This is a genomic window from Amycolatopsis coloradensis (genome assembly GCF_037997115.1).
Taxonomy (GTDB): Bacteria; Actinomycetota; Actinomycetes; order Mycobacteriales; family Pseudonocardiaceae; genus Amycolatopsis; species Amycolatopsis coloradensis_A.
On record NZ_CP150484.1, the window covers coordinates 6,203,663 to 6,227,621 of the forward strand.

General features: G+C 69.6%; 14 protein-coding genes. 10 read left to right on the forward strand and 4 right to left on the reverse strand.

Going from position 1 to position 23,959, the window contains the following annotated elements:
- The first annotated feature begins 12 nt into the window (after window positions 1-12).
- The 8 genes from LCL61_RS29060 to LCL61_RS29095 all read left to right on the forward strand — a co-directional run bounded on the left by LCL61_RS29060 (window position 13) and on the right by LCL61_RS29095 (window position 8,087).
- Window positions 13-666 carry an SDR family NAD(P)-dependent oxidoreductase gene (locus LCL61_RS29060; protein WP_340682696.1) on the forward strand — a complete coding sequence of 218 codons (654 nt, stop codon included), beginning with the start codon at window positions 13-15 and terminating at the stop codon, window positions 664-666.
- 90 nt (window positions 667-756) lie between these two features.
- On the forward strand, window positions 757-1,092 hold the full coding sequence (locus LCL61_RS29065; protein ID WP_340682697.1) for a TcmI family type II polyketide cyclase: 336 nt from the start codon (window positions 757-759) through the stop codon (window positions 1,090-1,092).
- Entirely contained in the window at window positions 1,089-1,517 is a 429-nt protein-coding gene (locus tag LCL61_RS29070; RefSeq protein WP_340682698.1) for a cupin domain-containing protein, read from the forward strand. Before LCL61_RS29065 ends, LCL61_RS29070 begins: the two co-directional genes overlap by 4 nt.
- On the forward strand, window positions 1,514-2,767 hold the full coding sequence (locus LCL61_RS29075) for a beta-ketoacyl-[acyl-carrier-protein] synthase family protein (protein ID WP_340682699.1): 1,254 nt from the start codon (window positions 1,514-1,516) through the stop codon (window positions 2,765-2,767). The genes LCL61_RS29070 and LCL61_RS29075 overlap by 4 nt, the downstream gene beginning before the upstream one ends.
- A gap of 604 nt (window positions 2,768-3,371) precedes the next feature.
- Window positions 3,372-5,345 carry a phosphopantetheine-binding protein gene (locus LCL61_RS29080; RefSeq protein ID WP_340682700.1) on the forward strand — a complete coding sequence of 658 codons (1,974 nt, stop codon included), beginning with the start codon at window positions 3,372-3,374 and terminating at the stop codon, window positions 5,343-5,345.
- A complete protein-coding gene (locus LCL61_RS29085) occupies window positions 5,342-6,415 on the forward strand; it encodes a saccharopine dehydrogenase NADP-binding domain-containing protein (RefSeq protein WP_340682701.1) in 1,074 nt (357 codons plus the stop codon). The genes LCL61_RS29080 and LCL61_RS29085 overlap by 4 nt, the downstream gene beginning before the upstream one ends.
- Window positions 6,412-7,158 carry a class I SAM-dependent methyltransferase gene (locus tag LCL61_RS29090; RefSeq protein ID WP_340682702.1) on the forward strand — a complete coding sequence of 249 codons (747 nt, stop codon included), beginning with the start codon at window positions 6,412-6,414 and terminating at the stop codon, window positions 7,156-7,158. Before LCL61_RS29085 ends, LCL61_RS29090 begins: the two co-directional genes overlap by 4 nt.
- A complete protein-coding gene (locus LCL61_RS29095; protein ID WP_340682703.1) occupies window positions 7,158-8,087 on the forward strand; it encodes an NAD(P)/FAD-dependent oxidoreductase in 930 nt (309 codons plus the stop codon). The genes LCL61_RS29090 and LCL61_RS29095 overlap by 1 nt, the downstream gene beginning before the upstream one ends.
- A 17-nt stretch (window positions 8,088-8,104) precedes the next feature.
- Here LCL61_RS29095 and LCL61_RS29100 read toward each other — a convergent pair whose 3' ends face one another.
- From LCL61_RS29100 to LCL61_RS29115, 4 genes are all read right to left on the reverse strand, one after another.
- A complete protein-coding gene (locus tag LCL61_RS29100) occupies window positions 8,105-10,516 on the reverse strand; it encodes a class I SAM-dependent methyltransferase (protein WP_340682704.1) in 2,412 nt (803 codons plus the stop codon).
- A gap of 23 nt (window positions 10,517-10,539) precedes the next feature.
- Window positions 10,540-16,851, reverse strand: a complete 6,312-nt coding sequence (locus tag LCL61_RS29105; RefSeq protein ID WP_340682705.1) for an SDR family NAD(P)-dependent oxidoreductase — start codon at window positions 16,849-16,851, stop codon at window positions 10,540-10,542.
- Window positions 16,848-20,657: an amino acid adenylation domain-containing protein gene (locus LCL61_RS29110; protein ID WP_340682706.1), complete on the reverse strand. Its 3,810-nt coding sequence runs from the start codon at window positions 20,655-20,657 to the stop codon at window positions 16,848-16,850. Before LCL61_RS29110 ends, LCL61_RS29105 begins: the two co-directional genes overlap by 4 nt.
- An 89-nt stretch (window positions 20,658-20,746) precedes the next feature.
- A complete protein-coding gene (locus LCL61_RS29115) occupies window positions 20,747-21,679 on the reverse strand; it encodes a hypothetical protein (RefSeq protein WP_340682707.1) in 933 nt (310 codons plus the stop codon).
- An 819-nt stretch (window positions 21,680-22,498) separates the two neighbouring features.
- On the opposite strand from LCL61_RS29115, the gene LCL61_RS29120 reads away from it, so the two are divergent.
- On the forward strand, window positions 22,499-22,915 hold the full coding sequence (locus LCL61_RS29120; RefSeq protein ID WP_340682708.1) for an NUDIX domain-containing protein: 417 nt from the start codon (window positions 22,499-22,501) through the stop codon (window positions 22,913-22,915).
- Window positions 22,915-23,937, forward strand: coding sequence for an NAD-dependent epimerase/dehydratase family protein (locus LCL61_RS29125; protein ID WP_340682709.1), 1,023 nt, complete (start codon window positions 22,915-22,917; stop codon window positions 23,935-23,937). Before LCL61_RS29120 ends, LCL61_RS29125 begins: the two co-directional genes overlap by 1 nt.
- The last annotated feature ends 22 nt before the right edge of the window (window positions 23,938-23,959 follow it).

Genomic DNA, 23,959 nt, shown 5'->3' on the forward strand with positions numbered 1-23,959 from the left:
GTGAGGAGCACCATGGCCGAACAACGCACCGCCTTGGTCACCGGAGCCAACCGAGGGCTGGGGCAAGCCGTCGCCGCCGAACTCTCCCGGCGGGGGCTGAGGGTCGTGCCCACCGCACGACAGGCCGGAGGGACGAACGGGGCCCAGGTGCTGGACGTCACCGACGCCGAGAGCGTACGAAGGGCTGCGGAGCAGGTCGGCGCGGTCGATGTACTGATCTGCAACGCGGGTGTCCTGCTCGACGGCGGCACCGATCCGCTGTCCGTGTCGCTGGATCTCGTCGAACGCACCCTGGCGGTGAACCTGCTGGGCGGCTGGCGGGTGGCTCAGATTTTCGTCCCGGGGATGATCAGCAGAGGATGGGGCCGAGTGGTCTTCGTCTCGAGCGGGACCGGAACCTTCGACGGAGGGCTCTTTACCGGCGCACCCGGCTATTCGGTGTCGAAGACAGCGGTCAACGGGCTGACCACGATGCTGGCAGCGCACACGAAGGACACCGGGGTGCTCGTGAACGCGGTGAACCCAGGGCCGACGCGGACCAGGATGATGCCGTCGGCGCGGCGATCCGTGAGGGAGTCCGCGGACGACATCGTCCATGCCGCAACGCTTTCCGACGACGGACCTTCCGGGACACTCCTCCGGAACAGACGGCCCGCCCCCTGGTAGCACCCCGCGTGTCGAGCGCGACTACAGATGTTCCCCACCGCCTCTGGGAATCATCGGCTGGTCCGCGAAATCCGATCAGAAGGGACGACCGTGCACCGCACCTTGATCGTGGCGAAGCTGCGGACCGACAATCCACAGCAGATCGCCGACGCCTTCGCCGAATCCGACGCGACCGAACTGCCACACATGATCGGTGTGTCACGACGAACGCTGTTCACCTTCCACGACCTGTACTTCCATCTCGTCGAAGCCGACAAGGACATCTCGCCCAGCCTGTACCAAGCCCGCAAACACCCGCTGTACCAGAAACTCAACACCACGCTCGCCGAACTGGTCTCGCCGTACGACCCAGGCTGGCAGGAGCCGAAGGACGCGATGGCCGACCCGATCTACGTATGGACCACCGAGAAGGGGCAGACCACGTGACGACGATCCAGCCGACGAAGGTGCGCGCCGAGGATGTCGCGTCCAATCGCAAACGCGGTGGTGACATCCGGGTCACCCTGAGTCCGAAAACCGTGGGATCCACCTCGGGTTTCGGCGGCTTGTTGTGGCTGGCCGCCGGAGAGGTGGTGACCGAGCACTACCACCCCTACTCCGAGGAGTTCCTGCACGTCATCGCCGGAGACCTCGAGATGAAGCTGGACGGCGAGGCGGTACGGCTCGCCGCGGGGGAATCACTTCTCGTGCCGATCGGCGTGCGTCATCGGCTGGTCAACCTGGGCGAGACCCCCGCAGAGGTGGTGTTCCACTTGTCACCACTGGCGCCCAGACCCGACCTCGGCCACGTGGACACCGAAGCGCCGGCACATCCGGATCAGGCGGGCCCTGACGTCGGAGCGGCCCGATGAAGAGGACGCCCGTCATCACCGGTATCGGCGTCGTGGCGCCGGGCGCGTTGGGCAGCATCGCGTACTGGGATCTCCTGTCCGGAGGACGGACCGCCACGCGCCCGATCTCCCTGTTCGACGCCGGTGGATTTCGTTCCCGGATCGCCGCGGAGGCGGACTTCGACCCGGCCGCGGCCGGACTGTCCGCCCAGGAGATCCGGAGGATGGACCGCGCCGCCCAGTTCGCGGTCGTGTCGGCCAGGGAGGCGGTGGAAGACAGCGGGTTGTCCTTGGCCGCGATCGAACCGGAACGGGTGGCTGTCGCCATCGGCAGTGCGGTCGGCTGCACGATGGGCTTGGAGGAGGAGTACGCCGTGCTGGCCGACGACGGCAGGCGGTGGCTGGTCGATCACACCTATGGCGTTCCTCATCTCTACGGCTACATGGTTCCGAGCACGCTCGCCGTCGAGGTCGCACAGGACGTGGCCGCCGAGGGACCTGTGGCACTGATCTCGACGGGGTGCACCTCGGGTCTCGACGCCGTCGGGCACGGAGCGGCGTTGATCCGGGAAGGCTCGGCGGACGTGGTGCTCGCGGGTGCCACCGACGCTCCGCTGTCACCGATCACGTCCGCTTGTTTCGACGCGATTCGTGCCACGTCGGCGAACAACGACGACCCTGCTCACGCCTCGCGCCCCTTCGACGCGCATCGGGACGGCTTCGTGCTCGGCGAGGGAGCAGCTGTACTGGTTCTTGAGGACAAGACCGAGGCCCGCCGCCGTGGAGCGCGAATCTATGCCGAGGTATCGGGTTTCGCCAGCCGCAGCAACGCTTTCCACATGACCGGGCTGAAACCCGACGGTGCCGAGATGGCTGAGGCGATCACTCATGCGCTCCGGCAGGCCGAAATCGACCCCACCGACGTCGGATATGTCAACGCGCACGGATCCGGCACGAAACAGAATGACCGCCACGAGACCGCCGCGTTCAAACGCAGTCTCGGCGCCCACGCGTATCGAGTCCCGGTGAGCTCTATCAAGTCGATGATCGGACATTCCCTCGGGGCCATCGGCTCTCTCGAATTGGCGGCATGCGCGCTGGCTTTGGACCATCAGGTCGTTCCTCCGACCGCGAACCTGCACAACGCCGACCCCGAATGCGACCTCGACTACGTGCCGAACACGGCGCGGGAGCACAAGATGGACGTGGTGCTGAGCGTGGGCAGCGGATTCGGAGGCTTCCAGAGCGCCGCCGTCCTGACCAAGGTGTGAAGGCCTCCCCTGAACGAGAACAAGTCGACACCGCGCTGCCACCGCACGGTGACTGCATCGCGGAGTGCGGCGACACTCGACTCGGTGACCGGACGCGGGCCGCGTCGACCACCACAACAGCCTTGCAGAACACCCCAATCGAAGTATCCGCGCCGCGCCATACATTGCTGCGTGAGGCTGGCTTGCCACCGCTCCCACTTTGGCAGGGCCGGCGAACATCGGCGATTAAGCCTGGATTCCAAGCCAGGCGCCTTATCGACACCAGTGTGGCGGACACGGCACACATAGCGGTCGCCCTGGGCACGCTCACGTTGAGCGACATTTTTCCAAGACCGGATGGTCACGGATCTACGCGAACCTGTGGCTCCAGCTCACCAGCGACGACACCACCGCAGGGAAAGGCAGACCGCATGGTGGCGGCGGTGCACGTCGCCTGTGGCGGTCCAGCGGAACAAGGCACATCTCACAATATCGATAACGATAGTCGTTTTCGTGTAGGTTCCGGGGTGGCCCGTCCGCCCCAGGATCCTGCCGAGCAAACTCGTGTACGCGCTCCTCGCGGGCTGGCCGCTCTCACCGACCGACCCGCGAGGAGCCGCAGACCGTGACCACGCCCACAGACGCTTCGATCGACGACGTACCGCCCGTCCTGACCCGCATCTGGGCCGAGCTTCTCGATCTCGGCGACCGGACGATCGACCCGGACACGACCTTCTTGCGGCTGGGTGGCGATTCGGTGCTCGCGGTGCGCATGGCGGCGCTCGTCCGCAAACAGCTCGGCGTGGTCCTGGCGCTGCAGGACATCGGGGTCGAGACGACGCTGAACGAGCTGGCGGAGCTGGTGCGCCGCCGGTCGGGAACCGGCGGAGCGACCCGCGCGCTGCCCGTCGAACTCCGCAAACGCGCGGATCCGCACGCCTCGTTCCCCCTGCGCCCGCTGCAACAGGGCTACTTCGTCGGTCAACAGGACGGCTGGGAGCTTTCGTACGAGTCGGCGCACTTCTACGTGGACGTCAGGCTGACCGACGTCGACGGTGACGAAGCCGAGGATTCGCTCGCCGACGCGCTACGCAGGCTGGCGGCGCACCAGTCGATGCTGCGCGCTCGTGTCACCGCGGAGGGCGAGCAGCACGTGTTGCCGCAGGAAGTTCCCGGCGCCGTGCCCGCCCCGACGGTGTACGACCTGCGCGAATCGGATCCCGGTACCGTCGAGTCCACATTGGACAAGGTGCGGGCGGAGATGCGGGCCACCGGTCCCGATCCCTTGCGTGGTCCCGGAATCGACGTCAGGCTCAGCCTGCTGCCGGACGGGGACGCGCGGTTGCACACGAGCATGAGCCTGCTCGTGTTCGACGGCTGGTCGTCCACGCTCCTCTTCCGGGAACTGGTGGCGCTGGCGGCGGACTGGAACGCCGTGCTGCCCCCGCTGGGCATGGACTTCGGCGATTACGTGGACTCCGTCGCGAACCTGCCCGACAGTGACGAGTGGAAAGCCGACCGTTCGTGGTGGTGGTCGCGACTCGACACGATGCCCGAGCCGCCCGCGCTGCCGCTGATCCGGGACCCGCGTGAAGTGCGGGCGAGCACCATGGGCACCCGGGAGGCCCATCTGCCGTCGAGCCGGTGGGTGGCGTTGCGTGATCGGTGCGCGGCACGGGACGTGACGCCGTCCACCGCCCTTTCCACCGCGTTCGCGGTGGTACTGGCCCGGTGGGCCGGACACCGGCGGATGTTGCTCAATTCCCTGCAGCTCAACCGCTTGCCGCTGCATCCCGACGTGCACCGCGTGGTGGGCGCGTTCTCCGCCACCATGCTTCTGCCCACCGAGCTCACCGCGGGAGCGACGTTCGCCGAACTCGCCTCGGCCGCGCAGAAACGGTTCGGCGAGTACTCGGCGCACAACCTCATCACCGGTGTCGAGGTGTCGCGGGAACTGGGCCGCAGGCGCGGCACCCACCGCCCCGTCGCGCCGGTGGTGTTCCAGAGCACTTTGAGCATGGACGCGGCGGTGGGCGAGGCCCACCCCGAGTCCGCGGGACCGCTCGGCGCGCTCGACTTCGGCGATTTCCACCACCAGCTGCGGACGCCTCAGGTGGCCTTGGAAGCCCGTGTCTACGAGCTTCGCTCGGAATTGGCGATCGTGTTCTCGCTCGTCGAGGAGTTGTTCGAGACCGAGCAGGTGGACGCGGCGTTCACCGAACTGGTCGAACTGGTCGGCACCTTGGCCGACGGCGACGGGTGGGACCGGGAGATGGACCTGCCTTCCCCCGCGGAGGCCACCGGTTCGGGGCTGCTGCTCGGCCGTTACGACGACACGGATCGCACTGTGGCCGAAGGACCGCTGTCGACGACGCTGGAAGAGGCCGTCGCCGAATTGTGGGAGGAGTTGCTGGGAGTGCCGGTGCTGGACCGCTCGGCCCGGTTCTTCGCACTGGGCGGGGACTCACTCCTGGCGGTGCGGGCGCTGGGACGGCTGGCCAAGAGTCTCGGGATCCCCGTGCCGGTACGGGAGTTCCTCGATGACCCGACGGTCGCCGGGCTGGCGGCGGCGCTGGCCGCGCACGGTGCGACGGCGTGAGCGGCGTGATCGGTGTCCTCGGCGGCGCGGGCACGGTGGGCCGGGTGGTCGTGGACCGGCTCTCGGCGGCCGGTCACACGGTGCGGGTCGGTGGCCGTGATCCGGACCGGGCGCGGGCCGTCCCCGGCGCCTCCGAGGCGGTCGCGGTCGATCTCGGCGAACCGGACGCCCTGACGGCCTTCAGCTCCGGGTGTTCGGTCGTCGTCAACTGCGCGGGTCCCTCGTATCGGGTGCTCGACGTCGTGGCGCGAGCGGCGCTGCGCGCGGGCGCCGGCTACGTGGACGCGGCCGGGGACGCGGTGGCTCTGGACGCGCTGATCACCGACGCGCCGCCGGAGCTTCAGGCTCTGCCCGCGGTCTTCTCGGCGGGCTTGATGCCCGGCCTGTCCGGGCTGCTGCCGAGAGTGCTGGCCGGGGCCGGACCGATCGGACGGCTGGACGTCTACGTCGGCGGTTCGGTCGAGATCAGCAGGCTTTCGGCGGTGGACACGCTGATGACCAGGGGTCCCCGGTTCGGGCAGGCGCTGGCTGTGTGGCGGGACGGAGCTGTCGTGGAGCACGCGCTGGCCCCGCTGCGGTCGGTGTCCCTGCCCGGCTTTCCAGGCCGGGTGCACGCCTGGCCGTTCCTGTCCACCGAGGCGGCCTCGCTGGCGGCCGCGCTGGACGTGGCCGAACTGCGTAACTACACCGTCTACGCGACGCAAAACCTGCCAGAGGTCCTGGCCGAGGCCTGGGCCGCGGAAGGGCCCGTGGAAGCGCAAGTGGACGCTGTCGTCGACGCGGGCCGGCGTGACGTGGCCGAATGCGGACGGCACTACGCCGTGCTGGCCCACGCGCGCCCACCGGCGGGCTCCGGCGGGATCAGCCGACGAGTGTTGTTGCGGACGACCGATTCCTACGAGCTCAGCGGTGTGGTCGCGGCATCGGCCGCCGTGGACTTGCTCGCGGGGCGGGTGCTCCCGGGCGCGCACCACGCCGCCGAAGTGCTCGACCCCCATCGAACGGCCGCCGTGCTGGCGGCCGACCCCCTGGTGACGACGCTGGAAATTCCCGAGGTGACCACCCGATGAGCCCTGAACCGATCATCACCGACGCCACCGGCGCCGAAGGGTATGCGGTCAACGCCCAGTACTACGACTTGATCTTCCCCACCGCGCAACGCGACGCCCTTCGTTCGGCCTTGACGACACTGCTCGTGGGCGTACGCCGCGTAGTGGAAATCGGCTCCGGAACGGGCCAGTTCACCGAAACCCTGCTGACGAACCTGCCCGAAGACGGCGAGGTCTACGCCGTCGAGCCGGCGGCGGTGATGCGCGCGGCCCTGACCACCAGGCTGGCGTCCCTGGACGCGCCACCGGTGACGGTGCTCCCCGAAGACGCGCTGCGAGCCGACGTCGATGGGAAAGTGGACGCGCTAATACTGCTGAACGTTCTGACGCACTTCTCCCCCTCGGATCGCCGGGCCCTGTGGGCTCGCTGGATTCCCCGGCTCTCCCCTGGTGGTCTCGTCGTGGTGGACGTGCCGATGCCGCAGGCCGCGGTGGCCGTACCCGCGAGCACGATCCCGGGCGGTGTGCTGGGGCGCCGCCGGTACGACACGGTGGCCGAAGCGACCGTGGACGGCGACGGTCTGTTGTGGACGATGACCTATCGGGTACACGAGGGTGACCGGCTGGTGTCGGAGGACGCTGTGTCGTTCCCCTCGTTCGTGGTGTCCGAAGAAATGCTGAACACCGAACTTCTCGGTGCGGGTTGCGAACCGGTGGACGGTCCGCCCGCGGGAGTACTGGCCTGGCGAAAAGGAGAACACTGATGTACGACGTGGTCGTGGTCGGTGGCGGACCGGCCGGACTCAGCGCGGCGCTGGTCTTCGGCAGGCAACGGCGCTCGGTCCTGGTGGTGGACGGCGGAAAGCCCCGCAACGAGCGGGCTTCCGAAATGCACATGTACCTCAGCCGGGACGGGTTCTCGCCTCAGCAGCTACTGGCATCGGGCCGCGAGGAACTCGCCGCCTACCCTGGCGTGGAGGTGCGGACCGACCTCGTGGTCGCCGCCCGTGGCACCAAAGAGGACTTCGAACTGGAGCTGGCCGGCCGGGGAACGGTGCGGGCCAGGCGGATCGTCCTGGCCACCGGGCAGGTCGACGAGCCCTTCGACATCCCCGGTCTCGCCGAACGGTTCGGGCGCAGCGTGTTCCACTGCCCGTTCTGCCACGGCTGGGAAGCAGGTGACAAATCACTGGCGGTGGTGGCCCACGAGCCCGCGCAGGCGATGCTCGCGCTCTACCTGGCCGACCGGTTCAGCGAGGACGTGGTGCTGTGCACCGACGGCGCCGCGCCGCTTCCCGAGCGGATCACCGTGACCGCGGCCGATCGGGGCATTCCCGTCGTGGACAAGAAGATCGCCGAGATCACCGGCACGCTCGACGACCTGACGATCCGCTTCGCCGACGGCGGCACCTTGCGCCGGGAAGCGATCTTCCACCGCGCGCCCAGCGGACGGCAGTCGACCTTGGCCGAGCAGCTGGGCTGCGAGATCCTGCCCGACGGCACGGTCAAGGTCGACGAAACCGGGCTGACGACCGTGCCGGGGGTCGCCGCGGCGGGCGACATGGCGAAGCTGCCGGGATTGCCCGACGCCACCACGCTGGTCGCGCTCGGTGCCGCCGACGGGGTCCGGGCCGCGGTGTGGATGGACGGCGATCTGTTCCGGTCCGGCCTCGGCCCCGCTTTCAGCTCCTGAGGCGTGGCGGTCCGCCCTCAGCGGGCAGGGCGGACCGCCGCGAACACCTGGACCCCGACCGCGTGCAGCGGATGCCCGGGCGCGGGCAGCGAGCCCAGCGGTTCGAATCCGGCGTCCACCAGTCGCGCGATCCATTCCGCTTCGGTGGGGAAGATCCGGTCGGTGCCGGCCCGGAAATCCCCCGAACCCGCCCGTTCCCGTCCGGGACGGGGTGACATCAGGAACTGCATCGAGGCCAGGATGTGCCGGATCTCGCGGCTCGTGTCGACGAAGACCAGCAGGCCACCGGGAACCAGCGACTCCCGGAACGACCGCAGGGTGGCGCCGAGGTCACGGGAGTTGTGCAGGACGTTCGCACCGAGCACGACGTCCAAGGTTCCCGGGGCCACGCCTTGGACGGCGGGGTCGCCGTCGATGTCGAACACGCCGAACCGCACTCCTTCCCCGTCGCCGAACCGCTCTTCGGCTTCGGCCAGGAAGAACCTGGACAGGTCGGTGAAAAGGTAGTCCTTCGGCCTGCCCGCCAAGGCGGCCAGCACGTCGGCGGTCGTTCCCCCGACACCCGCGCCGACCTCCAGCACCCGCACCGGACGGTCGGCCGCCGACGACGCGGCATGAGCCCGCACCAGATGTGCGACGGCACCGTTGGCGTAGCGGTTGACCGGGTTGTCCCGGTAGGCGCCCTCGGCCGTGTCCGTCTCTCCGTCGGCGAACAGCAGCGACTGCAACGCCACTTCGTCGCGCAGCAACTCGGGCAGATACCGGAGGGCGCTCTGATAGAACCGCGTCATCGCGGGCGGATAGCCCATCCCGTCCCGGACACGGTCGAGACCACCGATGGCTTCTTCCAGTTCCGCGCGCGTCACCGGAGCCGGCAGCCGGTAGCCGTGCTCGTCGTGGACCACCAGGCCTTCTTCGGTCAGTACGGCCAGCCACCGCCGCAGGATCCAGCGGTGCCGGGCAGCCACGCCGAGCGCGTCCGCGAACTCGTCGGCCGTTCCCTCCACTCGTGCCCTTCCCAGCGTGGCGGCCATGGCTTGCGACGCGATCCGGTCCAGCTCGCCCAGGAACGCCGGGACATTCGTGGCATCAGCGGAGTCGACGGCGGCGTCGGCCGCACGCGCCGCCGCGGCGAGCGGGCCGAGGTCGACGACGACAGCGGGCGCCGGAGTCTTCCGCCTGCGTGCGGCGCTTCGCACCAGTTCCCCGAGACGACGGGTCAGAAACCGGGTGAACGGTTCGTGCGCGGTGGCTCCCGCGGCCACTTCTTCCACCTGGACCGGTGCGGCGGAGGCCGGCGCGACGACCTCCAGCCGCGCCGGGTCCCGCGTGTCGAACAGCACCACGGCGTCCCGGTTCGCGAGCACGTCGGCCAGATCGCGGGCGGTGACACCGCCGGAGTCGTCGGAGAGCAACCGATTGGGGATGCCCGTCACGCGGACCGCGCGACCCGAGCCGACCACGGTCAGGAGATCGGCGATGCCCTGCCACGGGACGGATTCGGGGCGGGCGGGGGCCGCGGTACTCACCGAAAGGACCGCGTCGAAGCGGTACCGCGCCAGCTCGGTGTCTTCGGTCAGCTGTTTGGGGTGGACGGTGAGGCACACCGGGCGTCCCGCCTTCGCCGCGGCCTCGGCGAGGGTGGCCGGATCGAAGTTGAGCTCGTCGTCCCGCCGCGCACGGGCCGCGGCGCGCTCCGCCAGGGTGGCGGGGTCCGGATCGGCCAAGGCCTCGATCCGCCCGCAGTGCGCCTCCAGCAAGCGGGCGTCCCGGACGTCGCCCACCACGAGGATCCCGCCGGGAGACAGCAGCCGTAACGCGTCCACCACCACCGCGGTCAGGTAATCGACGTTGGGGAAATGCTGGGTCACCGAATTGAGCAGCACGCAATCCGGGCCTGTGGCGGGAAAGCCGGCGCGAGCCATCGCCGCGCGCACGGCCGGGGCGGCGACCTCGTGGGCCGCCGCCCGGATGTGGACGTGGCCTGGTCCCGCTTCCGCCGCCAACCGGTCGACGGCCGCCTGGGCGACATCGGTTCCGACATATCCTTCGATGTGCGGCCCCAGCTTCCGGGCCAGCAATCCGGTTCCACAGCCCAGTTCCAGCACGAAACGGGGACGGGCCGCCAGCACCAGATCCACGGTCCGGTCCACCCAGTCGGTCATGTGCTCGGTGGAGAAGGGTTCGCCGGTTTCCGAGGAGCTCCACCCGGAGAAGTCCGGTTCGTCGCTTCGCGGTCCCGAACCGGCCGTGTAGGTGAAGTCGTAGACCTCCCCCCAATGCTCCAGGTACTCCGAGATCAGCGGTCCCGGTTCGGGACGGACCGCCGTGGCGGCGCGGGCGGGCCGCAGCCGCACGGTGTCGCCCTCGGCCTCGGCGGCGTCGATCCAAGGGTGTTCGGCCAGCGAGGCGATCAGCTCGGCGGACATGGTGACTCCGTTCTCGATGTCGGTCACAGGAAGGGCTTGAGGGCGTCGTCGAGCAGACGCGCGACGACGTCCGCGCCCTGACCCCGCATGAGTGAGTAGTGGTCGGCGTCGATCCCCGTGACCACCGGAGGTGCCGCCAGATGTGCCGACCAGCCCAGGTCGCTCAGCCCGGCGGGGGTGTCATCGACCCCCATGCCGATGCCGCTGTTGCGCGTCGACCGCCGATCGGCGCGCACCAGGACGGTGCGGGTCGCGGGATCGCCGAGCGGGCGGGGGCGGTGGGCGGCCAGCCCCGCCAGATGACGTTCGAAGACCGCCACCCGGTCACCCAGGGCTTCGCGAGCGCCGAGGATCCGGCGTGCTCGCAACCATTCGGTGGCCTCCCGCAGACGGCTTTCCTGATCGAGGGCGAGGAACGCGTCCCGCCGTCCGGGGTCGCCGAAACCGAGATCGATGTCCAGGAACGCCTCCAGCGCACCGAGATGCCGGACGAGCACCTCACCTTCGACGTCACCGGTGACCGGGGTGATGTAGGTCGGGTCGTTGGAGTCGAGCATCACCAGCAGTTCGACATGGGCGCCCTGCTCGTGCAGGACGCGAGCCACTTCGTGGCCGAGACTGCCGCCCATGGACCAGCCACCGAGCAGATACGGCCCGGTGGGCTGGACCCGGCACAGCACCTCGGCGTAGCGGCGCGCCAGGACGGTGAGATCGGTGGGCGCGGTGTGCCCCATCAGGCCAGGGTCCATGATCCCCACGACCGTCAGCCGCTCGTCCAAGGCACGGGACAGTCCGCCGTAACACAGCACGTCCCCACCGGAAGGGTGGAGCAGGAACAGGGTTCTGCCGCCCGTTCCCTCCCGGAGCGTGATCGCCACGTCTTCCGTCGGCCACCCGTGCCAGGCGGCCGCATCGGTCAGTTCACGCAGGCGCCCGGTGTAAGCGGCGAACGCCCTGTCGACCTCGTCGGGCGGGAGCACCGGTTCCAGTGCGTCCCACTGGACGAGCAGTTCACCTCGCTGTTCGAGGACCTGGTGATCCAGCCACGTCTGCGGTGTCTGGCTCAGCGCGCCGACCTGCTCCCCCGCCCACTGCAGGTCTCGATTCCCGACGACGTCGGCCAGGCCGACCGCGCTGGTGAAGACCACCGGCACCGACGCGAGCGCCCCGGTCCGGGCGGCGCGTTCGGACAGGACCTCCAGCGCGGAGAACTCGCGATGATCGAGATCCGCGAACAGCGTGTCCTGCGTCCGGCGGGCGTGGGCGGCGAAATCGGCGCCCGGACGCTCGGACTCGTGCAGCAGCAAGGAAGTGAAGTCCCCGACCACGGAATCGACGGCCGGGTGGACGGCGGGCCGGTCGAACAGCGTGAGGGTCACCGCGAACCGGTCCTGGCCCGCCCAGTCACCGAGGGCTTCGGTGTAGGCGGCCAGCAGGGCCGCGGTGGGAGTGACGCCGTGCCGGGCGGCGGCGGCTTTGAACGCGGTCCACTCGGAACGGTCGAGACGGGCCGCCCGGCGGACGAACCGTGCCTGTCCGGCGACAGTGGTGTCCGCCGGCAAGGCCGGTGCCTCCGGGAGGGTGTCCAGCCGGGCCCGCCAGTAGTCCGCGGCGCGCTGCCCTTCACCCGTGTCCCGGCGGGCTTCCAGCGCGGCCACGCATTCGGCGAACGTGACGCCCACTTCCGGGAGTTCTGCGCCGGGATTCTCGTAGAAGTGCTGGAGTTCCCGGTCGATGATCCAGTAGCTGCCGGCGTCGCAGATCAAGACGTCGAAGCCGAGGAACAGCCGGGTCCGGCCGTCGGCCAGCTTGGCGGCGCGGACCTGGACCAGGGGCCAGCGGTCGGACGGACCCGGCTGCCGGAACACCTGCTCGCGCAACCGGGCCAGGCGCTCCTCACGTTTGCCGGGATCGACGGCGGTGAGATCGAGCGTCCGGACGCGGTAGCGCGGCACGTGGTCGAGCACCCGCATCCGGCCGTGGCGCGTGGTGATCGCCCGCAGCAGAGGATGCCGGTCGATGACCCGGTTCCACGCCGTCTCGTAGCGGTCCAGGTCGAGGTCCGGGCAGTCGTACTCCAGCGCGAAGTGACAGGCAGTCCCGCCGAGGGAGTAGCCGCCCTCACGCCCGACCCAGTAGGCGTGCTGCACCCGCGTCATGCCGAACGTGCCGTCGGCGTCGATACCGGCCCCCGCCGAGGTCGCGCAGAGGCTCGCGGCCGTACCGGCGTGCGCGGCGATCCGCGTCGCCAGGCCCTCCACGGTCGGCTCGGCCAGCAGGTCGCGCAGACCGAGCCGGACACCGTAGCGCTCACCCAACGCCGCCAGCATTCGTGTCGCCACCAGGGAGTGCCCGCCCAGCGCGAAGAAGTCCGCGTCCTTGGCTTCGACCGCTGATCCGAACAACTCCGACCACAGCTGGGCGACAACGGATTCGATCTGCTCCAGCCCACCGGCCTCCGCCTTGCCGTGGTGCGCGGCGGAGACGGCCGCACGACGCATCCGGCCCCGGAGGTCGGTGGTGGACACCGCGATCACCGGAGGGGCGTGACCCGCGCGGCAGGCGGTGAGAACACCGTCGAGGCCGGCCATGCCCGTCGTGGCGTCGAGGGCGAAGCCGAGGTTGACTTCGCGTTCCGTCCCCAGTGGACCGACCTTCCACGCGTCCCAGACCACGCTGACCCAACGGGGAACCTCGGCCTGGCGCGCTTCGGCCACGGCGTCGAGGAAACCGTTGCTCGCCGCATAAGGTCCCGTACCGATCCCGCCGACGAGCGTTCCGGCCGACGACATCAGGAGAACCGTCTGCGGCCTCGCTTCCACCGGGAGCGCGTCGATCGCGGCGCGCAGGGCGAGCACCCCCGCCACCTTGGCGTGCAGGTGGCCGTCCAGGTGTTCCGGTCCGATCGCGCGCAAGGGGCGGAGGTCGGCCGAGGCCACGACACCGGCGGCGAACACCACCAGGTTGGGGCGGATCTCGGCCAGCAGCGCCCGGGTCGCCCGTTCGTCGGCGGCGTCGGCCACCCGCACGGAGACGTCGTGGCCGCCGGCGATCAAGCTCCGCACCGGGGCGAGGCGGTCCGGATCGTCTCCGGACCGTGAGGTGAGCACGACGCGGGACCCGTGCCGGGCGAAATGCTGCGCGATCGTGGTTCCCACATCCCCGAGGCCGCCGATGATGAGGACGGTTTCGGCCGACGGCGCTTCGGGAGTCACCGGGAACGGCGCGAAGGTCCGCAGGAAGCGCCTTCCGGTCCGCAGGGCCACTTCAGCACCGGGTCGCGCGTCCGGGGTGAGCAGGTCGGCCAGTTCCGCGACCACGCCGGACGCGTCGGCGGCGCTGTCCGCGACGTCCACCGTGCGCCAGCGCAAGCCTGGTGTTTCCTGGGCCATCACCCGGGGAAGGGTTCGGGCGGCGGAGCTCGCGGGAGCGGGCCGGTCCGCCTCGCCGATCCGGCAGGCTCCGGTGGTGACCTGCAGGAAGACCTCGGGGCGCGGCTCCATCGCGGCGACCGCGGCGTGCTCGAAGACGGCTGCCCGGAGGTCTTCGGGCTCGTGGCCCGCCGGAACCAGGTTGACGACTCCGCGCAGGGGCCCGCCGTCGGCCTCGGTCACCACGCGCGCACCAGCGTGAGTGAGTGCTTCGGTGACGGGCTCGTGGCCGTCGCCGGTGACCAGCCAGGTGCCGTCCACCCGTCCGGACGCGAGCGGGGCTTGCTGATGCCACACGGGTACCTGGAGGAGCTCTCCGGCGGATTCATCGGCACCCGGCCTGGCGGGCTCGATCCAGTGCCTGCGCCGCTGGAAGGCGTATCCGGGCGCGACGACCCGGCGGCGCCCCGGCCGGTGCATGGCCGCGAAGTCGACGTCCCCTCCGTGAGCCCACAGCTCGCCCAGCGCCGATCGGCACGCGACGAGGTCCGCACCGCCGTTGTCGGCGTCGAACGTGGTCAGTGTGGCGGTCAGCTGCGCGGCACCGCGTCCGCGAGCCAGCGCGGCGAGTGTGGCACCGGGACCGACCTGGACGAGGACCGTGCGCCGGGAATCGGCCAGGACGGTGCCGAGGGCCGCGGAAAACCGCACCGGCTCGCGCAGCTGCCGCACCCAGTGCTCCGGATCGGCGAACTCCCCGTCGACGGGGGCCGCGGTGAGCGAACTGACCACCGGCAGCCGGGGAACGTCCGCCGTCAAACCCCGCACCGCGTCACGCATCGCGCCGAGCGCGGGTTCGATGAGCCTGGAATGGGCCGCGGAATCCAGCCGAAGCCGCGTCGGCCTGATCCCTTCAGCGGACAGCGAAGAAGCCAGGGCGTCGACGGCGGTGGCCGGGCCGGAGACCACACACGCCTCGGGAGCGTTGACGACGGCGAGATCGACTTCAGGGTGCCGCGAGAGGATTCCGGTGAGCCGTTCCTCGCCCAGCGGGACGGCCAGCATCGCCCCGCCGCCCGCCGCCCGGGCCATGGCGGTGGAGCGCGCCGCGACCAGCCGTGCCGCCTCGGGCAAGGCCAGCGCACCGGACACGACGGCCGCCGCGTACTCGCCGAGGCTGTGCCCGAGCACCGTGTCGGGCCGGACTCCCCAGGATTCGAGCAGGCGCGCGGTCGCCACGGAGACGGCGAACAGCGCGGGCAACCCGGTCGCGGCGGCCACCGCGGCCGTCTGGTCACCGCCGAGCACCACCGAACGGATGTCGGTACCCGGATGTCCGGAGAAGAGCGCGGCGCACTCGTCCACGCAGCGGGCGAAAACGGGTTCCGCGGCGTAGATGTCCGCCCCCATGCCCGCGCGCTGACTCCCTCCACCGGGGAAGGCGAACACCACCCGAGGTGGCCCGTCGGCGACGGCGGGGGCACCGAACCGGACGGCGCCGTCGTCGAGCGTCACGGCGGCCACCCGGTGCTTCAGCCGGGGCCTGCCCGCCTGGAGCGTGTGCGCGACGTCCGCCCACTCCTTTTCCTGGTCCACGCTCGTGGGAAGAGCGGCCTTCTCGTGTGCGGAGAACACCAGTACCTGGGGACGCGGATCCGGTTCGGGAGCGGGACGATCGGGCGCGGGACCGAGCAGGACATGGGCGTTCGTGCCGCCGATGCCGAACGAGCTGACCCCCGCGTACGGCGGGGTGTCCCACGGCCGGGTCTCGGTGACGACGTCGAACGGCGATCCGGCCAGGTCCAGCCGGTCGTTGAGCGGCCGCGCGTGAAGCGTGGCGGGCAGGGTGCGTTCCTGGAGCGCGAGCACGGTCTTGATGAAGGACGCGATCCCGGCGGCCGAGTTGGCGTGGCCGATGTTGCTCTTCACCGAGCCGAGGCCGCACCACGCGGGTCCCTGGTGACCGAAAGCCTTGCGCAGGGCGGTGATCTCGATCGGATCGCCGAGCCGGGTGGCGGTGCCGTGCGCCTCCACGTGACCGACCTCGTGCGGGTCGATGCCCGAAACCGCGAGCGCCTCGGCGATCACCCTCGCCTGGCCGCGCACGGAAGGCGCGGCGAACCCGGCTTTGCCCGCCCCGTCGTTGTTGACCGCGCTGCCGTGCACCACCGCCGCGATCGGGTCGCCGTCGGCGAGGGCGTCCTCCAGTCTGCGCAGGACCACCGCACCGACGCCTTGGGAATAGACGATTCCGGTGCCCTCGGCGGAGAAAGCCCGCACCCGCCCGTCGGCGGAGAAGATCCCTTCCGGCACGTACCGATAACCGTGCCCCTGCGGCACGATCAGCGACACACCGCCCGCCACCGCCATGTCGCACTCCCCCGCCTGGAGCGCCTGTGCGGCCAGGTGCACGGCGACCAAGGACGTCGAACAGGTGGTGTTGACGCTGATCGCCGGCCCGGTGAGGTCGAGCCGATAGGCCGTCTGCAACGGCAGGTAGTCCGTCTGCGTGGCCATCGCGGTCTGGAAACTGCCGAGAGGATCGGCCCCGCCGCCCGTGGGATCCCAGCGTCCCGCGAGATTCGCTGTCAGATACGCGCTGTGCGCCGCTCCGGCGAAGACGCCGACCGAACCCACGCCTGTCCCGCCGCCGTGCCCGGACCGCTCCAGCGCCTGCCACACGCATTCCAGGAACAGCCGTTGCTGCGGGTCCATCAGGGCCGCTTCGGCGTCGGTGAGGCCGAAGGGCAGCGGGTCGAACAACTCCTGTCCCTCGATGATCCCGCCGACGGGGACGTAGTCGGGGTGGCGTCGCAGTGCGGCCGGAACGCCCCGGGCGTCGAGCTCGTCCTCGGTGAACCGGCGAAGTCCCTCGCGACCGTCGCGCAGCAACTCCCAGAACCGCGTCGTGTCGGGCGCGCCGGGGAAACGGCACGCGACGGCGGTGACGGCGATGAGGCTCATCGGACCACCTCGGCGGCGAGCGCCCGCGCGGCCCGCCTGCGAGACGCGGCGTCGCCCTCGTTCCCTGTGCCGACCGCGGGAGGAGCATCAGGCGCCGTGTCACCCTGCCGACGGCGGCTGATGAACAGGGCCAGATCGTGCACGGTCGGATGGGCGAACAGGTCGACCACCGTCAATCCGGGCGCCAGGTCCGCGGCGATGCGACGATGTGCCAGCACCAGGGTCAGCGAGGTCGCGCCGAGCTCGAGGAAGGGAACACGACTGTCCACAGTGGTCTTGAGCAGATCTTCGAGCACCTCGGTCACCGCTCGCTCGACGGCGGGATCCGGCGAGTCCGCAACGGTCTCGACGAGTGCGGCGCGCGGTTCCGCGGCGATCCAGGACCGGCCGAGGTCGATCGCCAGCACACCGGATTCCGGCAGCCGCTCGACCAGCTCGAAACCCCTCCCGGCGGCCCGCTCGCGCGCCTCCGAAGCCCAGTCCGCCGCGGCCGCGAGTGCCTCGGCCGGGCTCAGCCTGCCGGCGTCGACCGTGATCGTCACCCCGAGGCCGCGCTCGCCCGCCGATTCCACCAGTGCACCGAGACCGCCGGCTGTCGCTTCGGCACGCGACAGCGAGATCTCCGACGGTGGTTCCACCACCGGGGCCGCGGGCACGGGGACCACCGCACGACGGTACGGATTGCCCAACGCGGCGTAGTCCACCTTTCCGTTGCCGGTGACCGGGAATTCGGCGAGGTGCACGAAACGGCCCGGCACCATGAACTCCGGCACCGAGGTGCGCAGCAGCGCGATCAGGTCCTCGTCGGCCGGCGGGGAGGCCGGGTCGGCGGGAGCGACGAAGGCGACCAGGCGTGGCCGGCCATCCGGTCCGGGCACGGCCTTCGCGACCGACTTGCGCACCCCGGGAGTGCGGTCGAGGACGGATTCGACCTCGCCGAGTTCGATCCGGTGCCCACGGATCTTGACCTGCCGGTCGACCCGGCCCAGGAACTCGATCGTGCCGTCGGGACGCCAGCGGCCGAGGTCGCCGGTGCGATAGAGCCTCCGTCCGAGGATGTCGTGATGCGCGAAGCGCTGCGAGGTCTGCACAGGATCACCGATGTACTCCCTGGCCAGCCCGCCGCCGCCGATGTTCAGCTCACCTTCGATCCCGACGGGACACGGCAGGCCCGCCGAGTCGAGGATGTGGAAGGACTGGCCGGTCAGTGCCCGTCCGTAGGGAATGCTCGGCCAGGCGGGGTCGACGTCGCCGATCGGATGACAGATCGACCAGATGGAGCCCTCAGTCGCTCCCCCGAGCGAGACGACTTGCGCTTCGGGCGCAAGTGCGCGCAACCGGTCCGGCAAGGTGACGGGAATCCAGTCTCCGGAAAGGAACACCAGGCGCAGGCTCGCGACCGCGGACCTGGCCGCCTCCGGATCGATTTCGGCGTACTCGACGAGCATCTCCAGCAAGGCGGGGGCGGTATTCCACACCGTCACCCGATGTTCGGCCATGAGCTCCAGCCAGTGGCCCGGGTCGCGCTGACGTCCGAGGTCGGGCAGGACCACCGCACCGCCGGCGCCCAGGACCGAGAAGACGTCGTAAACGGAGAGATCGAAGCTGAAGGCGGACAAGCCGAGCACCCGGTCGTCGGAGCGCAGGGGGAACCGCTCGGCGAGGTCGTCGAGGGTGGTGCGCACGGCACGGTGTTCGATCGCGACGCCCTTGGGAGTCCCGGTCGATCCGGACGTGAAGATGGCGTACGCCAGATCAGACGGCTCGGCGACGCGAGGCTCACCGTACGGGCCGGACAGGACGCCCTCCCCCGTGAGCCGGTGCACGGTCGTCCCTTCGGGCCACCGCGTTCCGGTTCCCGGAGTGACCACGGCGTGCCCGATAGAAGCGCGCTCGCACACCGCGGCGACCCGGGCGTCGGGCCAGCCTGGCTCGACGGGAACGTAACCGGCGCCGCTGCGGTCGACCCCGAGCATCGCCACGATCTGATCGACGCCTTTGTCGGCCGCGACGGCGACGAGAGCACCGGGTCCCAGCCCGGCTCCTGCCAGCGCCGCGCCGACACGCTCGGCACGATCGGCCAGTTCGCGGTGGGACAGGGTCCGGCCAGGGGCGAGGATCGCAGGCGCGTCGGCATGCCGCAGGGCGACCGCTCGGACGGGATCGCCCAGCAGGGGGCCCGCGTCGGGATACGGGACCGCGGTGAGCGGCGGCGAGGGCAGGAAAGCGGGGTCCCAGCCGAGGGCGCGATCGGTCCACGCGTCGTCGTCCCTGGCCAGCAGGCGCAGCAGCCGTACATGGGCGTCGCGCATCCCGTCCGCGACGTCCGGAGCCAGTGCCCCGTCCACGATGTCCCAGGCGATCTTCAGTCGTCCCGCCTCGTCGTAGACGATGTGATCCACCAGGATCTGCGGTGTCTGGGAGACTCCGAACACCTCGCGCCCCAGCCAGTCCGCGGGTGCCGGTCCCTCGCCCGACAAGCCGACGCCGCTTGTGAAGACCACGGGATGACGGGGTGCGGCGGTCAGCTCGTCCGGCTGGTGCGCGAGCTCCGGAGCGGACACCGATCGATGCTCCAGATCGGACCAGAACCGCCGGTTGACCGCGGCCGCGTAACCCGCGAATCCCTGCCACGAAGCCAGATTCGGCACTGCCGTCTCGACAAGGACGGTGGTGGTGAAGTCTCCGATGACGTCTTCGGATCCGGGAGTGTCGTCGGCGGCGAACGAATCGAAGAGCGTGGTGTTCAGGCTGAACGGCTCAGTGGCGCCCCACCGGTCGAGGACCAGGGCGAAGGCGGCCAGGAGCACACCGGTCGGGCTCATGCCGCGGGAGGCGGCACGTTCGCGCAGCGCCGCCCACTCGGTCTCGTCGAGCCATCCCTGTCTGCGCGTGAATCGCGGGACGCCGAGTTCGGCCGCCGAAGCCAGCCACGGCAAGGCCGGGCCGGGTGGCAGCGCGCGTTCCGTCCAATAGCGACGGTCGGCCTCGGACCGCTCCCGTTCGGCGGGATCCTCGGCACGCCGTCGCAGGAGCTCGGCGAAAGTCGTCGTCTGCGCGGGCAAGACGGCGTCCGGGTCGGTGACGAAGGCACCCCACTCGCGCATGAGCCGGAACCAGCCTCCCAGGTCCGCGGTGAGGACGTCGATGCCGACGTGGAGCCGGGTGCGGCCACCGGGCAGCAAAGTCGCGCGGATGTCGAACAGCGGCCACCGGTCCGCCGGGCGCACCTGATGCGAATGTTCGGTGCGCAGCTCGATCAGCGCGGCCTCCGGGTCGGCCGAGGTGCGCAGATCGACCAGTTCGAACCGGTACTCGGGTACCTCGGACAGCACGCGCTGCCGCCCGTCGGGCGTGACGACCATGCGCAGCATGGGATGCCGGGCCACCACCCGGTTCCACGCCGTCTCCAGCGCGGCCAAGTCGGCCTCCGGTGCTTCGGCCACCCGGTCGTATTCGTGGTAGAAGAACGTCGCCACCCCGCCGAGCGGGAACAGCGGTTCGCGTCCCACCAGATAGGCGGACTGGATGGGGGTGAGCGGAAAGGCTTCGTCCGCGCTCTGGCCGGGGTCTCGATCGCCTCGCGCCACGCTGCGCACGGTCGCCCTTCCCAGGAACGCGGTCAGCGGCAGATCGAGCTCCAGCTCCGTGAGCAGCCTGCGGCGCAGACGCACGGCCGTGAAGGACTCCAGCCCGAGCTCGCTGAGCAGCGCGTCGGCGTCCACTTCGTCGTCGGACAGACCGAGCACTTCCGCCACGTGCTCGGCAACGGCGGCGAGGTTCGCGGACACGGGCGTGGAACTCATTCGTTTCCTCCGAGGCGGTGACTTTAAGGCGGTATCCCCGGTTCTAACAGAGAACGATAATCATTTCCATAAATTGTGAAGGTTGCTACTCACGCAGCGAACGCCTCCAGGGCAAGGAACGGGCTTCGCGAGGCGACATTGCTCCCCGTGTTCGGAACATCACTAATCGCGACTGTTCTCCCCATCGCAGTCGGTGCGGCACTCACCAGGACGATTTGTCCAACGGCGACCTTGGCCGCCACACCAAGCCCGGAGACCGCAAGTGCTTGAACACCACATCGCCCGCGACGCGCTTCGCACCACGTGGTCAGACTGATCGGCTGTGGCCGAGATGTGTATCTTCCAGCCCTGCTCCGGAATGACCCCGTCGACCGACGACATCCCGCGCCCCGGGTCCACGAGCGCCAGCCCTCCGGTACCGGCACCGCGAACTCATCGTCGACACGCGTTCCGCCGTCGATCTGGTCCGCCGCGTCGAGACAACGATGGATACCGTGACCGAAGGCGATGGTCCCCGTCGTGTCCCGGCCGGGCACGAGCCGGTCCGGATCCCGGTTGGCGGCGCCGACCGAGAGCGTGACCGAGTCGCCCCGCGTGATCCGGGTGCCACCGATTTCGAGATCTTCGGTCGCGAACCGCAGTGAGGCGTTGAGGGCGGGCGACGGACATGACCACGATCCCCGGCCGCGCTCGTTACTGAAGATACTGCTGGACGTCGTCCTGACTCGCCCCCGACGCTCGGTGGCCCGCGACCGCGGCACCACCATGGTCGAGGTCACCCAAGCCCTCGGTGACACCGACCGGCGCATACCACCGGTGGTGCGGCCGGACTCCCGGAACTTTTCGAACCGGCGCTTGATCCGCCGCGAGGTGTCCGCGACCTCGCTCCGCAGAATAAACAGATCGTCGGGGTTGGAGATGTCCCGCGTGCCGTGCGCGGACATGATCTTGAACCCGTCCATGGCGAGCTCGACCGGCTTTTCCAGGTCCTTGGGTTCGCGGAAAGCCGGTCGAGGTGCCACACGCACAGACCGTCCACCGCTTCGGTCCGGATGCACTCTAGGAGCTTTCCCACCCCCGGGCGGCGGACGCCTTCCTTCCACGCGAAAAGCCCGTCATCCAGGGTTCACCCACCACCGCACCGCGACGCCTGATGGCAGCGGCGTTATCTTCGTGCTGGATTTCGATCTTCTCTAGCTCGTCCGTCTCCGGTACCCGCGACAAACGCGCGTAGGAGTTCCAGAACGGGGCCCTTCCGTTGCGAGAGGTGGGCGTGGCGTCATCAAGGGTAGCCATGACCTGGCGGTATGCCTAGAAAACCCGACTCCCCATATTGGGCGCGCTCAACTCGACAACACGGCGTCACCAGCAGGACGCAAAGGGGCCCATCACCGTGTCAGACGCAGCGAAAGTTCCCTTCAGGCCAGTCGACGAACACGTCACCTTTGCCTACCTCTCAATAAGTCGACTGCGGACGGTGAACAGGCTTGCGCCTGACAGAAAGTTCCTGGGATGTCAACCAGGCCTGTCGACAGAAGGGAAAAAAGGGCAACTGCCCCCATCGAACGCCTCGGTTTCAACTCTGCCCTATTGTGCATTTCCCCTTGAAAAATCACGTTATGGGGGTCTTGAACGAGTTCCTGGTCACACAAGCCAAGGGGTTGATCACTGTGGACAGCACGACGACAACCCCTTCACCGACTCGATCACTGTCACCGGTCCCATCCGCATCGACGGAGGGGCCGGGTTCGGAGCGGATCACCCTTGACTGGCGACTTGGAAACGTCCCTGTCACCGGCGAGTGGATCCCGGCCGAGTCCTACCGGGACATCGTGGAGCGGATGCCGCTGGTCTGTGTCGACACCCTCGTCGTCCGGGGCGGCTTCGCCCTGCTGACCCGGCGTCGCCAGGAGCCGCAGGCCGGTTCGCTGTGGCTGCAGGGCGGACGAATGCGGAAGGGCGAGACCCTGGAGAGCGCGGCGCTGCGGACGGCGGAGCAGGAATGCGGTCTGCGGTTGACGTTGTCCGTACCGCTGGGCACCTTTTCCACCGTGTTCGACGCTTCCGCCCACGGCGGCGCGACGACGCACACGGTCAACATGACCTTTCTCGCCCACGCATGGTCAGGCGACGACCCCAGTATCGACGCCGCACACGAGGACTTCACCTGGTGGTCTCTCCGACGAGCCACTGGGAACGCCTATCTCGACCAGGTTTTCAAGCTCGCCCGTACTCACCTCAAGATCGGGGAAAGCTGATGCGACAGGCCTTTTGGGACGGTAAGAGGGTTTTGGTCACCGGTGGTTGTTCCTTCATCGGCTCTCATCTGGTGGAGTACCTGATCGACGCCGGCGCGACGGTACGGGTCGTGGACGACCTCAGTTCTGGCAAACTGTCCAACCTGGACGACGCGCCCGCGGGCTGGGAGTTCGTTCACGCGGATCTCCGTGATCCTCAGGTCGCGGCCGCGGCGATGGACGGTATCGAGATCGTCTTCCATCTCGCCGCGGTCCACGGTGGGCGTGGCTTCATCGATCTGCATCAGACAGCCTGCTCCAGCAACTTCGTCCTGGACGGAGTCGTCTCGCAGGCCGCGATGGTGGCCGGCGTGGACAACTTCGTCTACGCGTCGTCCGGCTGTGTCTATCCGGTCGAGCTTCAAGGCGACGTCACCGAGGACGTGCGGCTCACCGAGCCGCAGGTCGGTCCGCCCTACGAAGCCGACGGTCTGTACGGGTGGGCCAAGCTCATGATGGAACTGCGGCTCGCGGCGATGCACGCCGAAGCAGGATTCCCCTCCGTTTCCTGCCGCTTGTTCACGGTCTACGGGGAACGCTGCCCGGAAAGCCACGCCCTGACCGCGATGGTCGGCCGTGCCTTTCTGCGGCAGGCGCCGTTCGAAATCTGGGGCGACGGCACGCAAGTGCGAAACTGGACCTACGTCACCGACATCGTCCGCGGACTGGTGCTGGCCGCCGAGCATGTTCGTGACGGCAGCGCGATCAACCTCGGCACCGAGGAAGGCATCCAGGTCCGCGAGGCGGCACAGCTCATCCTCGACATCACCGGCCTCGACTCGCGGATCAAGCCGCTTCCCGACATGCCTACCGGGCCGTACAACCGGGTCGCGTCCGCCGCCATGGCGCGGGAGAGGCTCGGCTGGGTGCCGGAGATGCCTTTTCACACCGGGTTGAAGCGACTCGCGAACTGGTACTTCGAGACGCGGTCCAAGGATTCGATGTCCTCGTCGGAGTTCGCCGACAAACTGATCACGAGGTAGTCCGCAGAACCCGGCTGGAGGC